At 36.0% G+C, this 15,729-nt stretch carries 11 protein-coding genes; 8 read left to right on the top strand and 3 right to left on the bottom strand.

Features of this window, described 5'->3' with window-relative positions; all coding sequences use genetic code 11:
• The first annotated feature begins 114 nt into the window (after window positions 1–114).
• The 3 genes from C8C85_RS06900 to C8C85_RS06890 all read left to right on the top strand — a co-directional run bounded on the left by C8C85_RS06900 (window position 115) and on the right by C8C85_RS06890 (window position 4,201).
• Window positions 115–1,164, top strand: a complete 1,050-nt coding sequence (locus C8C85_RS06900) for a UDP-glucose--hexose-1-phosphate uridylyltransferase (protein ID WP_116796412.1) — start codon at window positions 115–117, stop codon at window positions 1,162–1,164.
• Window position 1,165: 1 nt separating this feature from the next.
• The gene (galE, locus tag C8C85_RS06895) at window positions 1,166–2,200 is read left to right on the top strand and encodes a UDP-glucose 4-epimerase GalE (RefSeq protein ID WP_116796411.1); all 1,035 of its coding nucleotides are present in this window, start codon (window positions 1,166–1,168) and stop codon (window positions 2,198–2,200) included.
• A 315-nt stretch (window positions 2,201–2,515) separates the two neighbouring features.
• Window positions 2,516–4,201, top strand: a complete 1,686-nt coding sequence (locus C8C85_RS06890) for a sodium/sugar symporter (protein ID WP_116796410.1) — start codon at window positions 2,516–2,518, stop codon at window positions 4,199–4,201.
• A gap of 76 nt (window positions 4,202–4,277) precedes the next feature.
• Here C8C85_RS06890 and C8C85_RS06885 read toward each other — a convergent pair whose 3' ends face one another.
• The 3 genes from C8C85_RS06885 to C8C85_RS06875 all read right to left on the bottom strand — a co-directional run bounded on the left by C8C85_RS06885 (window position 4,278) and on the right by C8C85_RS06875 (window position 6,604).
• The gene (locus C8C85_RS06885; RefSeq protein ID WP_116796409.1) at window positions 4,278–4,763 is read right to left on the bottom strand and encodes a DinB family protein; all 486 of its coding nucleotides are present in this window, start codon (window positions 4,761–4,763) and stop codon (window positions 4,278–4,280) included.
• A gap of 362 nt (window positions 4,764–5,125) precedes the next feature.
• Window positions 5,126–5,818: an NUDIX hydrolase gene (locus C8C85_RS06880; protein WP_116796408.1), complete on the bottom strand. Its 693-nt coding sequence runs from the start codon at window positions 5,816–5,818 to the stop codon at window positions 5,126–5,128.
• 66 nt (window positions 5,819–5,884) lie between these two features.
• Entirely contained in the window at window positions 5,885–6,604 is a 720-nt protein-coding gene (locus tag C8C85_RS06875) for an NUDIX hydrolase (protein WP_116796407.1), read from the bottom strand.
• A 392-nt stretch (window positions 6,605–6,996) separates the two neighbouring features.
• On the opposite strand from C8C85_RS06875, the gene C8C85_RS06870 reads away from it, so the two are divergent.
• The 5 genes from C8C85_RS06870 to C8C85_RS06850 are packed head-to-tail and all read left to right on the top strand — an operon-like array spanning window position 6,997 to window position 15,425.
• The gene (locus C8C85_RS06870; RefSeq protein ID WP_116796406.1) at window positions 6,997–8,490 is read left to right on the top strand and encodes a xylulokinase; all 1,494 of its coding nucleotides are present in this window, start codon (window positions 6,997–6,999) and stop codon (window positions 8,488–8,490) included.
• A 2-nt stretch (window positions 8,491–8,492) separates the two neighbouring features.
• Window positions 8,493–9,815: a xylose isomerase gene (xylA, locus tag C8C85_RS06865; protein WP_116796405.1), complete on the top strand. Its 1,323-nt coding sequence runs from the start codon at window positions 8,493–8,495 to the stop codon at window positions 9,813–9,815.
• A gap of 48 nt (window positions 9,816–9,863) precedes the next feature.
• A complete protein-coding gene (locus C8C85_RS06860; RefSeq protein ID WP_116796404.1) occupies window positions 9,864–12,950 on the top strand; it encodes a SusC/RagA family TonB-linked outer membrane protein in 3,087 nt (1,028 codons plus the stop codon).
• Between the two features lie 12 nt (window positions 12,951–12,962).
• The gene (locus tag C8C85_RS06855) at window positions 12,963–14,540 is read left to right on the top strand and encodes a RagB/SusD family nutrient uptake outer membrane protein (protein ID WP_116798414.1); all 1,578 of its coding nucleotides are present in this window, start codon (window positions 12,963–12,965) and stop codon (window positions 14,538–14,540) included.
• A gap of 24 nt (window positions 14,541–14,564) precedes the next feature.
• Entirely contained in the window at window positions 14,565–15,425 is an 861-nt protein-coding gene (locus C8C85_RS06850; protein WP_116796403.1) for a hypothetical protein, read from the top strand.
• Window positions 15,426–15,729: the final 304 nt, after the last annotated feature.

Below are 15,729 nucleotides of genomic sequence, written 5' to 3'. Positions count from 1 at the left end.
AAAGATTAGCACAGATTCTCTTCAAGATGATAAAAAATCAGTGAAAATTTTTTTAATCTGTGGCAAGAAAAATATTTTCCGCCTAATTTTTGGTAAAAAAATAAAACAAATAAAATGAAAAATTTTGATATAAATGAAGATCCGCACAGACGTTACAATCCATTAATTAACGAATGGGTTTTGGTGTCTCCGCACAGGGCAAAAAGACCTTGGCAAGGGCAAAATGAAACAATTCATACCGATGCACTTCCTGAATACGATGCAACTTGTTATTTGTGTCCAGGGAATGTTCGTGCCAATGGGGAAAGTAACCCAAACTATGAATCGAGTTTTGTTTTCGAGAATGACTTTGCAGCCGTAAAGCAAGAGCCAATCTTGTTTGAAGAAGAGTTAAAACCAACTTTCTTCAAAGCAATGCCAGAACGCGGTATTGCCAGAGTGGTTTGTTTTTCGCCAAGACATGATTTGACTTTGCCAGAAATGGAGCTTCCGGCAATTGAGACTATAATTAGAACTTGGCAAAAAGAATACACGGATTTAGGAAGTGTAGATTACATTAACCACGTTCAAATTTTTGAAAACAAAGGAAGTGTAATGGGATGTAGCAATCCGCATCCGCACGGACAAATATGGGCGCAATCTTCTTTGCCAACTCAGGTTGAAAAAACGCAAAACAGCCTAAAAGAGTATTTCGATAAAAATCAAAGCAATCTTTTGCTGGATTATTTAAAAGAAGAATTAGAACTTAAAGAACGCATCGTAATTGAGAATGAACATTTCGTGGCTTTGGTTCCTTTTTGGGCAATTTGGCCATTTGAAACGATGATTATCAGCAAACGCCATATCACAAAAATAACGGAGTTCACTTCAGAAGAAGTTTTAGCTTATGCTTCTATATTAAAGGCATTAACGATAAAATACGATAATCTTTTTGAAACCTCTTTTCCGTATTCTTCAGGAATTCATCAGGCGCCTACTGATGGAGAACCACACCCGGAATGGCAATTTCATATGCATTTTTACCCACCGTTGTTGCGTTCGGCTTCCGTAAAGAAATTTATGGTAGGTTACGAAATGATGGGCGAAGCACAAAGAGATATTACTCCAGAAAAAAGTGCTGCAGTATTGAAAGCACTTTCGGAGGTACATTATAAAAACAAATAAGATGAGTAAGATAGTAGTAACAGGTGGTTTGGGTTTCATAGGATCGCATACCGTTGTCGAATTGCAAAATCAAGGTTTTGAAGTAGTCGTGATCGATAATCTTTCTAATTCTTCAATTGAAGTTTTGGATGGTATCGAACGCATTACGGGTAAAAAACCAACGTTATCAACAATTGATTTAAGAGAGAAATTGGCTGTCCAAAGTTTCTTTATGGAACATAATGATGTGGCAGGGGTTATTCATTTTGCAGCTTCTAAAGCAGTTGGCGAAAGCGTGAAAAATCCTTTGTTGTATTATGAAAACAACTTGGGTGCTTTAGTCTATATTTTGCAGGAATTAGAGAAAAAGAAAGGCGCCCATTTTATCTTCAGTTCGTCATGTACGGTTTACGGGCAAGCCGAAGCGATGCCTATTGCCGAAACAACTCCGATTCAACCGGCATTGTCTCCTTACGGAAATACAAAACAGATAGGTGAGGAAATTATATCCGATGTAGTGAAAGTAAGTGGCATTAATGCTATTTTGCTTCGTTATTTCAATCCTATCGGTGCACATCCGTCTGGTGAAATTGGGGAATTGCCTATTGGTGTACCGCAAAATTTAGTTCCATTCATTACTCAAGCTGGAATGGGTTTGCGTGCCGAGTTATCAGTTTACGGAAATGATTACCCAACGGTTGACGGAACTTGTGTTCGCGATTATATTCATGTAGTCGATTTGGCGAAAGCCCACGTAATCGCATTACAAAGATTATTGAATAAAAAGAATGTGGAGCCATTAGAGATTTTCAATCTTGGAACCGGAACCGGAAGTTCTGTATTGGAAGTGATTGCCGCTTTTGAAAAAGTAAGTGGACAAAAATTGTCATACAAAATTGTGGAAAGAAGAGAAGGTGATGTGACTTCGGCTTACGCCAATACAGATAAAGCGAATAACGTTTTGGGTTGGAAAACCGTTTCGACTTTGGAAGAAGCCATGGCCAGTGCTTGGAAATGGGAGCAGAAGATTCGAACCAGTCCCGAATTTGCATCATAATAATTATAATTAAACAGGATAATCGTACTGTTTTGGGTTGTTAATGGCTAAATTTAAAATAAATGTAAAAAATACATTTATAAGCATTAAAAATAAATATTTTTATTTTACATTTGGCTTCAATAATTCATAAAAAAAGAATGGAATTAAAATACATATGATATTTTGCAGTTGATTACATTGCCAAATCGCAATGTTTTTTCTAAAAAAGGAAGTGTTTTAATACCAAAAAGCAGTAGATTTCAGATTACAAAATATAAGAACAAAAGAATAACCACATTTTATTAATATTAATTTCTATAAAACTATTTACTCATGAGCCAGAACCTCGCTTTTGCGGATTACGCAGTATTTATTATTTATTTTGTCGTGGTATCCACTTATGGATACATGATTTATCGCAAGCGTGAAAAAAACGAACACGATGCCAAAGCTTACTTCCTTGCAGAAGGAACATTAACTTGGTGGGCTATCGGAGCTTCATTGATCGCTTCAAACATTTCGGCTGAACAATTTATTGGGATGAGTGGTGAAGGATTCTTTTTGGGAGTCGCTGTTGCTGCATATGAGTGGATTGCTGCTATTGCTTTGATAATCATCGCGATTTGGTTTATTCCTGTTTATTTGAAAAACAAGATTTATACCATGCCTCAATTTTTGAAAACAAGATATAACGAATCAACGGCTCTGATTATGGCTGTTTTTTGGTTGTTTTTATATGTTTTTGTTAACTTGACTTCTATTTTATACTTGGGAGCTGTTGCTATCAACGGACTTGCAGGTGGTGAATATTTGCATGCAATTATGATTGGTTTGGCTGTTTTTGCTTTGCTTATCTCTTTGGGAGGTATGAAAGTGGTAGCGTATACTGACGTAATTCAGGTAGCGGTTTTAATCATTGGTGGATTGGTAACCTCTTACATTGCTTTGACTACTGTTGGACACTATTTTGGTTTTGGCCAAGATGCAATAGCGGGTTTCAAAGTATTGATGGAAAAAGCACCGGAGCATTTCAAAATGATTATTCCAAGACCTACGGCTACATCTTCTCAATTGGAAATCAATAAGTATCTTACTTTCCCAGGAATGATGTCTTATTTGGCGGGTATTTGGATTATCAATCTTAACTATTGGGGTTGTAATCAATACATCACTCAAAGAGCTTTGGGAGCTGATTTGCAAACGGCTCGTACCGGTATTTTATTTGCAGGTATGTTGAAATTATTAATGCCCCTTATCGTAATGTTGCCTGGTATTGCTGCTTTTGTTTTGTATGAAAACGGACATTTACCACATTTAGTTGGTGGAAAAGATGGAGCTTATTCTGCAATGTTGACGTTCCTTCCTACAGGTTTGAAAGGATTATCTGTGGCAGCTTTGACAGCAGCTATTGTAGCCTCTTTGGCCGGTAAAGTAAACAGTATCTCTACTATTTATACTTTGGACGTACACAAAAAATACATTCAAAAAAATGCTACCGATAGAGCTCAGGTAAATATTGGGAAATACGCTGTTTTTGCAGCGATGGTTCTTGCTGTTATGTTTACTTGGAATGACTTGCTAGGAATTGGTGGTGTGGGTGGTTTCACTTACATCCAAAAATATACAGGATTTATTAGTCCAGGGGTATTTGCAATGTTTATTCTTGGGATGTTCTGGAAAAGAACAACGGGTACAGCTGCAATCGTAGGTGTAATTTCAGGTTTCTTATTATCGGTATTTTTCAATGAATTTGCTCCTGCAATACTTGGAAACGAAACTTTGTTGTATACGGCTTGGCCTAATGGAAAAGGTGGTTTTGAGATTCCATTCCATATCTGTATGGGATTGTCATTCTTGTTTACTATGCTTCTAATGGTTGGAATCAGTTTTGCTGGACCAAAAGTGAATCCAAAAGCATTCGAATTGGATACTGAAATGTTTAAAGTTAAACCGCAAACAACAGTATTGATTGTAATTACATTATTGATTATTTGTGCTTTGTACGTGAAGTTCTGGTAATAAAGTTTGTTAGTTAGTTAAAAAAGTGTGAAGCTAAATTCGTTTGGTTTCACACTTTTTTATGTGGCTACTTTGTCTAAATTTCTAATGTTGTTTTGAAATTTTCTATTTGTCTTCGATGTCTTAAAATATGCACGATTGCATGTTCAAATAATTGTTCAATATCATAGACTTGTCCCCAAGATGTTTTTATTTTTTCTAAGTCATTGAAGCTTTCTAGATCACTGTCATAAATAGTGTCAAACGTCTCATAAGTATATAAAAGGACATTATTTAAATCAGTTTTATATTCTTCTGTAGATTTTCGAATTTCTTTCTTTGGACGTTCAATAGTCCCTTCTCTCAAATTTCGAATATAAACACAATATCCATATCCGGAATTCACTACATGGGCAAGTATGGTTTGAATTGATTTACAATCTTCGTCATTAGTTGCTGAAGTAATCGGCATAATTAACTTTTCGTCAGGGATATTCTGAATGACATTTTGCAATTCTACGATTACTTTTCTGTATTCGGAAAGCAGCGCATTTACAGCATTTTTACTTTTATTTATAGTCATTTTAATTTCTGGTTTTACTGCTAAATAAATTGTTAGAATCGGTTAAATCATCGATGAGCTAAAATTACGGAATACCGATGTATGCTTTTTGATAAAGAAAGTTAATATTTGGATCTAAATATTGTCAATTTAAAAATAATGATTACCTTGTAGTCAAATTAACCATAAGACGATATTTTTCAAAACATATATTTGTTATAAAAGGAGTCTTAATTAGTTATTGGATCTCCAGACCTGAAAGTGTGATTAGCTTTCGGGTCTTTTTTTTTTGATATGAGAAAAAAAAGATTATGTTGTGGATCTGGATAGTGAAGATTCAACGAAAGTTAAATAGCTCCTAAGTAATTGAATTTTACACGAGACTAAAATTCGAAATTAAATCCTTTTTCGGTAAGTTTCTCGTAAATTTCTGGATCAAATTTGTACAATTTTGCGGCTCTATGCGAAACATCTTGTTGTTTTTCATCCAATGGAACCAATAATTTCATGTGTAAAATTTTTCTGCGAAAATTAGATTTGTCCAATTCAATCCCTAATATTTCTTCGTAAAGATGCATTAATTGTAATAATGTAAATTTCTCGGGTAATAGATTAAAGCCAATAGGAGCTTGGCGTACCCGATTGCGCAATTGCATCAGACTAAAATCTAAAATTTCGTTGTGGTCAAAAATTAAATTTGGTATGTCATTAATTTTAAACCATTTCGCTTCTCTTAAGGTAACACTGGCTTTTATATTATAGTCTTCTCGATTTACCAATGTATAGTAGGCAATGGTTAGAACCCTTCTTCCGCTTACACGATTTGGATTGGTAAAAGCCTTTAATTGCTCTAAATAGATGTTGTCAAGACTGGTTAGTTCATACAAAATTCGTTGTGCGGCATCATCGGCACTTTCTTCTTTTCGTAGCCACCCTCCAAGAAGTCCCCATTTCCCTACGCTCTCTCCCTCTGCATGTTGCACCAAAAGTATTTCAAGACTTTCTTTGTTAAATCCAAAAATGACACAGTCAATAGTTACGCCCTCAATAGCTGGTTCCTTAATGTCTTTATTCATATTGCTATTAATTTCGGGATTATTTTTAGGGGGGATAATATCATTTCTTGATTTAGTCTGTGATGGTTAAAATTCAAAATTAAATCCTTTTTCGGTAAGTTTCTCGTAAATTTCTGGGTCAAATTTATATAATTGAGCGGCACGATGAGATACATCTTGTTGTTTTTCATCCAAAGGAACCAGTAATTTCATGTGAAGAATTTTTCTGCGGAAATTGGATTTATCCATTTCGATTCCTAAAATTTCTTCATACAAATGCATGAGTTGCAATAAAGTGAATTTTTCGGGTAGCAAATTGAAGCCCAATGGAGCTTGGCGCACTCTATTGCGGAGGTTTTTTATACTGTAAGCTAGGATTTCGTTATGGTCATAAATTAAATCTGGAATTTCATTGATTTTATACCATTTGGCATCCGAAGCTGTAAAACCTGCTTTAATATTGTAATCTTCTCTTTTTACTAAAGCATAATAACCAATGGTAATAACCCTTCTAAGAGGGAAACGGTCCGGTTCCCCAAAAGCTTTTAGCTGTTCAAGGTAAATATTGTCCATTCCGGTAAGTTCGGCCAGTAAACGGTGGGCGGCGTCATCTGTACTCTCTTTCTTTTTTATCCAACCACCAGGTAATCCCCATTTTCCTTTGCTGATACCCTCGGCGTGTTGTACTAAAAGTACTTCTAGTATACCGTTGTCAAATCCAAATATAACACAGTCAATAGTAATGGCATTCATGGCAGATTGCTCCACAATTTGTATTAGATCCCTATCTATAATTTTTCTGCTCATAGCCTTACAAAGTTTAGGACTAAATTAATATTTTTTTAAAGAGTCCAGTCGTACACAAAGAAATATATTTTGTAAAATAATTGTGATTAAACCTCTTTTTGGATTCAAAATTCCAAATATTTTTTATTTTTAAATTGAATCAAATGCAACTTATTTGTAATCAGCGCTTTAAATGCTTAAAAATTTATTATAACCCTATAAAAACTACTTTTTTACATAAGATATCGGTAAAAATAAAAACCTTTTTTTATCAATTACAAATATTTCAGTACAATTTTTTGTTAATATGAAAAATTCGTTATATACTTGTAGTCAAATTAACCATAACGTTATGGTTTGTTTGACCAAAAGTACAAAAAGCAATAAGAATTCAATCATATACTACTAAGAATATGTATTTTTTAGGAATCGATTTAGGAAGTTCGTCCATAAAATTATCGGTATTTGATGCTGAAAAAGGGATTACTGTTGCGGCAGTAACGGTTCCTGAATTTGAGATGGAAATTGTAGCCCGTGAATTTGGCTGGGCAGAACAAGATCCTAATAAATGGTGGGAATACGTGAAAAATGGTATCCAATTTCTTGGTTCAAAACAACATATCGATTTAAAGAAGATTGCTGGAATTGGGATCGCCTATCAAATGCACGGTTTAGTATTGACGGACGAAAATATGAATCCAGTTCGTTCTTCTATCATTTGGTGTGATAGTAGAGCAGCTAGCATTGGTAATGAAGTTTATGACAGAATCGGACATGAATCTTGTCAGCAACAAATACTTGGAAGTCCGGGGAATTTTACGGCATCCAAATTAAAATGGGTTCAAACCAACGAACCAGCCATTTTTCAAAAAGCGGTTTACATGATGCTTCCGGGCGATTTCATAGCTGCAAGACTATCCGGAAAAGCACAAATAAGTACTTCGGGCTTATCGGAAGCCGCTTTATGGAACTTCTCAAAAGGAACTTTGGCAAATGAAGTGTTACAGGTTATGGGACTTTCCGTAGATATGATTCCTGAAATTGTACCCAACTTTGGGTATCAAGCAACAGTAGACCCAGATGTTGCGTCAGAATTGGGATTGAGTTCAGATGTTAAAATCACCTACAGAGGTGGTGACCAACCAAATAATGCGATGTCGTTGAATGTTTTAAAACCAGGAGAAATTGCCACAACAGCAGGTACTTCGGCAGTGATTTATGCCGTAAGTAATCAAGATGTTTATGACAAGGAAAACCGTATCAATACTTTTTTACATGTCAATAATACCAAAGTTCAAAAAAATAACGGGGTAATGTTGTGTATCAACGGTTCTGGAATTTTATACCAATGGCTGCGTAAAATCATGTCGACTGACAGGACTGGTTTAATCGCTTATGAAGCTCTTAATGCCGAAGCAGCAAAAGTTGCAGCAGGAAGTAATGGTTTGCGTTTTTATCCTTTTGGAAATGGGGTAGAACGCATTTTCAATAATAAAAAGGTCAATTCTGGAATTCAAAATTTGAATTTTAATATCCATCAGTCCGGGCACCTTATTCGTTCGGCTTGTGAAGGAATTGTGTTTGCCATGAATTATGGTTTTGATGTTATGAAATCAGTGGGTGCATCTGGAGAAATAGTTCGTGCCGGAAATGCCAATCTTTTTTTGAGCCCTGTTTTTAGAGAAATCTTTACCAATACAACACAGACTACATTAGAATTATACAATACCTCCGGATCTGAAGGTGCAGCGCGAGGAGCAGCTTATGGTTTTGGTTATTATGCTTCTTTGGATCAGGCTTTTGATGGTTTAAAATGCATAGAGAGAATAGAACCAAATACAATATTGACTTCACAGTATCAGGAAATATACCAAGAATGGAAAAATCATATTAAACTAGAATCATAATAATGGCTACAACAAAACAATCTTATTTTAAAAACATCGATACCATAAAATTTGAAGGTAGAGAAAGCACTAATCCGCTAGCTTTCAAATGGTATGATGAAAATCGCGTGGTGGCAGGCAAAACGTTAAAAGAACATTTGCGTTTTTCTATGGCTTACTGGCATACTTTATGTAACACCGGAGGTGATCCTTTTGGTGCTGGAACCGAAACCTTTGCTTGGGATAAAAGCCAAGATGTTATTCAACGTGCCAAAGATAAAATGGACGCAGCTTTTGAATTCATGAACAAACTCGGCATACCGTACTACTGTTTTCATGACATTGATATGGTCGACGATGCGCCTACTTTGGAAGAATTTGAAAAACGTGTACAGGCTTTGGTCGCTTACGCTAAAATCAAACAAGAAGAAACAGGAATCAAATTGTTATGGGGAACTTCAAACTTATTTAGCAATCCGCGGTATATGAATGGAGCCTCAACCAATCCAAATTTTGATGTAGTGGCTTATGCTGCAGCCCAAGCCAAAATTGCGATCGATGCAACGATTGCTTTAGGTGGAGAAAATTATGTGTTCTGGGGTGGTAGAGAAGGATATATGAGTCTTTTGAACACCGATATGAAAAGAGAATTGGAACACATGGCGAGATTCTTGACTATTTGTAGAGATTATGCGCGAAAACAAGGTTTCAAAGGAACTTTCCTTATTGAGCCAAAACCAATGGAACCGATGAAACATCAATATGATTTTGATGCGGCTACAACTTTAGGATTTCTTCACAAACACGGTCTTCAAAACGATTTCAAACTGAATTTAGAAGTAAATCATGCAACTCTTGCAGGTCATTCTTTCGAACATGAGCTACAAGTGGCTGTAGATGCTGGTATGTTGGGAAGTATTGATGCCAATCGTGGAGATTATCAAAACGGATGGGATACTGATCAATTCCCTATCGATGTTTTTGAAATTACCCAATCTATGCTGGTGATCTTAGAAGGTGGAGGAATTCAAGGAGGAGGGATCAACTTTGACGCAAAAGTGAGAAGAAATTCAATCGATATCGAAGATAAATTCATTGCCCATATTGCAGGAATGGATGTTTTTGCCAGAGGGCTTATCTGTGCAGACCATATTTTAAAAAATACCAACTATAAAGAATTACGCCAAAAGCGTTACGGATCATTTGACGGTGATAACGGAGCTAAGTTTGAAAGAGGGGAACTCTCTCTGGAAGATCTTAGTGCCATTGCCCGTGCAAAAGGAGAACCTCAATCAATAAGTGGAAAACAAGAACTATTTGAACAAATTATTGCCAATGCTTTTTAGAACCAATATTAACATTACTAACTTAAATTAACCAATTCTTAAATTATTATGAAAAGAAAATATTGTACATCGACAATGCTTCCCTTTTATATGTCACTCCTGTTCAGTGTGTTTATGCTGCAGTCAGGTTTTGCACAACAGAAAACTCTTTCTGTAACAGGGAAGGTAACCTCTACAAGTGACGGCGTGGGCATTCCCGGCGCAAATATTACTGTAGAAGGAGGAGGCGCAAGTACATCGACGGATTTCGATGGTACTTATAAAATTACCGCAAAATCAGATGACGTATTAAAAATTACTGTTTTGGGGTATAGATCCCAAAAAATTTCGGTAAATAATCAATCGACGATAAATGTTGCTTTGCAAACTGAAACTTCAGACCTTAAAGAGGTAGTTGTTATTGGGTACGGAACTCAGAAAAAGAAAGTTTCTACAGCTGCGACTTCAGTAGTTTCAGCCAAGGATATTCAAGCTGTTGCCGTTGGGGACGTAGTGAATGCTTTGCAAGGACAAAGTTCGGGTGTTAATGTTACCTCTTCTTCTGGACAACCGGGAGCGGGTATGGTAATCAACATTCGTGGGGTAGGAACAGCAGGAAACAATTCTCCTCTATATGTTGTGGATGGAGTGGTTGTAGATAATGGTATTGGATATTTGGATCCATCTTCTATTGAAAGAGTCGATATCCTAAAAGATGCAGCAGCTGCTTCTATTTATGGAGCTAGAGCGGCCAATGGTGTAGTATTGGTAACAACCAGAAAAGGAAAAGACGGTAAAATGAATGTAGCATTAAGTTCATACACAGGATTTCAACATGTGGCCAAAAAACTGGACTTGTTGAATACTCAAGAATATACCACTATCATGAATGAAGCAAGAGTAAACTCAGGACTCTCTCCTTTGTACACTCCGGCACAAATCGCTTCTTTTCCAAATCACGATTGGCAGGATGATATGTTTAATGAAGGGGCGATGAAACAAAATCACTCTTTATTGATTACAGGAGGTGATAAAAAATCAACTATTGCAACTGGATTGTCTTATTATGGTCAGGATGGACTTATTGGTAGTCAAAATAATCAATCTAAATACGGTCGTACTACTTTTACTGTAAATTCTACTTCAGATGTTATTGAAAATCATTTGAAAATAGGAGAGAATTTCTCTTATGCAAATATCAAAAGTAGTGGTGTTTCTGATCAAGGAATTTATAGCAACAGTATCAGAGGATTCTTGAATGCAGCACCAATTGATGCAGCTTATGATTCGAATGGAGATTTTGCACATTCTATTATTGCATCTGATATCAGTAATCCACTTGGGTCATTATATTACAATAACTTCAATGAAAATAAAATTGACCGTTTCGTAGGTAACATTTTTGCGGAAGCGAAATTTTTGAAAAACTTTACATATAGAACTAGTTTTGGTGTAGATATTACAGATAGTGCTTACCGTTCATTTACTCCAGTGTATTCACTTTCTTCTAACAATAATGCCACTGTATCTAGTGTTACTCAGAGTTCAAATAAAGGTTTGGGGTGGTTATTCGAAAATACATTGCAATACAAAGCGTCTTTAAATGATGTTCATCATTTTGATGTATTAGTTGGAACATCAGCCAAAGAAAACACTTCAGAATATATGAGTGCTACGGGTAAAGATTTGAATTTTGATGATTTTAAACATGCTTATTTGAGCAATGCAACAGACCAAACTTCAAATACAGTTTCTGGAGGACGTTATGATTACAATATGCAATCTTATTTTGGACGTATATTGTATGATTATGACAACAAATATTTGTTCTCGGCTACTGTACGTAGAGACGGTTCGTCAAATTTTGGACCAAATAACAAATATGCAGTATTCCCAGCATTTTCTGCAGGTTGGAATGTGGATAAAGAAAGTTTCTTCCCAGAAAACAATGTGGTAACAAATCTTAAAATTAGAGGTAGCTGGGGACAAAACGGGAATGATCAATTCGCTAAGCAATTTGCTTATATGTCAACAATAAGTTCTTATGACAAAAACTATCACTTTGGTACAACTGATGAAACATTGCAAGTGGGATCTAGCCCAGATGCGATTTCTAATCCTGATTTGAAATGGGAAACATCTGAGCAATTGGATTTAGGATTTGATCTTACTTTATTCTCTTCATTGACTTTTACTTTTGACTATTATGACAAAACAACCAAAGATTGGTTAGTACAGGCTTCGGTTCCAGATATTGCGGGAGCTACAGCGCCTTTTATCAATGGTGGTGATATCAACAATAAAGGATTGGAATTTGGTTTGGGTTATAGAACAAACTTCGGAAAGGATTGGTCATTCTCAGCAAATGCAAATGCTTCTTTCAACCAAAATGAAGTACTTAGAATTGCTAATGCTGAAGGAATCATTCACGGGGATTCAAATTTGTTGTTCCAAGGAATGGATGAAATCAACAGAGTTGAAGTTGGAAAACCAATTGGGTATTTCTACGGATTAAAAACAGACGGAATTTTTCAAAATGCATCTGAACTTACTTCTGTTCAGCCGAATGCACAGCCTGGAGATGTTCGTTTTGTTGACTTGAACGGTGACGGAAAAATTGATGCCAACGACAAAACTAAAATTGGAGATCCAAATCCTGATTTTACTTATGGTTTCAATATGGATGTGTCTTATAAAGCATTCGATCTTTCTATTTATACTTATGGTGTTGCAGGAAGCCAAAATGTTTTTGGAGTTCATGATTATACTCGTGCTTATAATAATTACACTACTAGCATCTTAGACAGATGGACTACAGAAGGTACTTCAAACAGTATTCCAAGAGCTACTTATGGTACAGATCCTAATGGGAATTATACAAAATTCTCTGATTTGTATGTGCAAAATGCTGATTTCTTCAGAATTAAATCGGCTACTTTGGGTTGTGATTTGACAAAATTAACAGACAATCTTAATTTCTTCAGCAAGTTTAGACTTTATGTAGCGGCGAATAACTTATTCACGTTTACGAAATACCAAGGAATGGATCCAGAAATTGGATTTGGAAACACTAACCAATCATGGGCCAAAGGTATTGATGTAGGATTCTATCCGCAGCCAAGAACATACATGTTGGGTCTTAATGTTAACTTTTAAAAAATGAAACCGATGAAAAAATATATAAAACTATTTGCAGTTTCGAGCTTATTCGTATTAGCGGCATGTTCCAATGATTTTTTGGAAAACGAACCCTATACCGAAAAAGTAACCGAGAATTTTTATAAAACGCCTTCAGATGCCTACGAGGGACTTGTTGCTATTTATGACATATTACAGCGTGAAGCTTACGGTGGACCTTTATTGATAAGTGAACAAGCTTCAGACGATTGTTTCGGAGGATATGGAATCGCTGATGCGCAAGGAGATTTGGAATGGGATCGTTTTTTATATGTGTCTGACAAAGACATGAATAAAGATGCATGGAAAGTACCTTATCAAGGAATTTACAGAGCCAATATTCTATTAGAAAATTTAGATAAAATAGATTGGGGAACAGATACTGCACTGAAAACAAAATACGAAGCAGAAGCCCGTTTCTTAAGAGCTCACTTTCATTTTCAATTGGCCAAAATGTTTGGAGACATTGTGCCATTAGACAAAACAATAACTTCTGCCGAATTTTATTCTCCAAGAGCAACTCCAGAAGTAACGTATGCATTAATTGCTAACGATTTGAAATTTGCTGCTGATAATTTAGGTAGCGATAATTATTCTCAACCTGGAAACGCTAATTATGGTCGTATTACTAAATGGGCTGCTGAAGCATACTTAGGTAGAGCATTTTTGTTCTATACCGATTATTATAAAAAACCGGATTTGGCAGGAGTAGTTTCCAAAGCACAAGCAGTAACTTATATAAATGATGCTGTTAATAATAGTGGACACGCTCTATTGGGTGATTTCTCTCACTTATGGCTTGCAGCTTCTCTTGAAAATTATGCAGGTGAAGGAAATACCGAAATAGTTTGGGCTGTTCGTTTCAACGGATCAGGTAAAGGAGATTGGAATCTTCATGAAGGTAACCGTTTTCAAGTAGATATTGCTCCTCGTGGAGGTAGCATAGGACGTTATGCTACAGGATGGGGTGGTGCCACGGTTAACCCAAAATTGTATGCTGCTTATGGTGTAGGTGATACTCGTAGAGATGCGACTATCATTAATTTCGCTGGGGAAGGTTTAAATTTTGATGCTCAAGCAAGAGAACAACGTCAGTATACAGGTTATGCCTGGAAAAAATATTGCCCAATCACTGATGCTGCAGGAAAAGCTATTGTAGAAGCCAATGGAGGAAATTTCCAAATTGACAACTACCAAGATTTAGCGGTAATTCGTTTTGCTGATGTACTCTTGATGGCTTCAGAACTTAATTTGGGTACTAATGATGGATTTGCTCAAACCTGTCTTGATCGAGTGCGTGACCGTGCTTATCAAAACGCGACTCACCGTGTGACTGTTTCCAAAACAGCAATTATGGAGGAACGTCGTTTAGAGTTGGCTCTTGAAGGACAACGTTATTTTGATTTGATCAGACAAGGCACATCAGTGGCCAAAGCGGCTATTGACAATGTTGATGCTGACCCTCAGTTTAATATTACTTTTAGAACTGAAACATTGGGTTGGTTCCCACTGCCTCAATCTCAAGTCGTACTTTCAAACGGAGCGATGACACAAAACCCTGGTTGGTAATTTTAACTAATAAAAAAAGAAACTATGAAACGTAAACTATATATACTTGTAGCTGCAATAGCTCTAGGGTCACTTTTTTCCTGTGAGCCTATAGAAGATCGTAATAGCCTTCCTGAGATATCATTAACTCCAGAAACGCTAAAATTTTCGGTAGTACAAAATCCGCAGAAAAACAACGAAGTAAAATTGACGAATTTAGACCCTACGGTTATTCCGTATTGGTCTTATTCTGACTCAAAAGGAGAAATTGGACATTTTAATACAAATGTACAAACTGTGTTTTTCCCATTTGCTGGAACTTATACAATTAATTTTACAGCATACACTCCAGGGGGGGCAGTTTATGCGAATCCTGTAACTGTAAAAGTTGACAAGAATGATCCAACATATTTTAGCGATCCTAAATGGGCAAAATTAACCAATGGAGCAGCAGGGAAAACTTGGGTTTTAGATATGAATGATCCAATTGCTTGGGGAGCCTTGAATTTTGCTGGTCCAGCTCCTTACTCAGGAGATTGGTGGTGGATTCCTGGATCATACCAAAGTTGGTCTATGGAGAACAAAAATTGGGGAGAAATGACTTTTGACCTTAATGGTGGCTATAATGTTAAAGTGGTTCAAACTGCTCTTAAGAGTATGGATCAAACTACTAAAACTGGAGTTTTTACTTATGATATTGCCAAAGATGCAATGGTTTTCAGCGGTGGACCTGAATTACTTTATGGAGGTGATTATTATCCAGATGTTAGTAACTGGAAAACTATCAAGGTCATTGAGATTAATGATACTCAGATGAGATTGTCAGTAGTTAGAGACCAAAGTAGAAGCGGTGAAGGGAATTGCCAAATTATTTTTAATTATAAAGTAAAACCTGCTGCAAACTAGATTATTGGTTAGGTTAAAGGACTTTGGTTAGTACAGTTTTTTGGGTTTTAAACGGGTATGCAATATCAAGAGTTAGATTCATACAACTACTCTTGATCGCAATCCCAAAATAATAGGGATTTGTTTTAAAATTTAAAAAAACGTACAAAACTGAAAGTAATAATATTATGTATCGATAAGTGGTGTGATTTAAACACTTATCGATACATTTATACTACTTTAAAACCATTATAATTTTAAGAAAAAATGAAAAAAATAATCAATTTTATACAAACGTTGGCACTGTTGGGAATTACAATTCTAG

This window comes from Flavobacterium sp. 103 (genome assembly GCF_003096795.1).
In the GTDB taxonomy this organism is placed as follows: Bacteria; Bacteroidota; Bacteroidia; order Flavobacteriales; family Flavobacteriaceae; genus Flavobacterium.
This window is presented reverse-complemented; position numbering and strand designations above follow the sequence as displayed.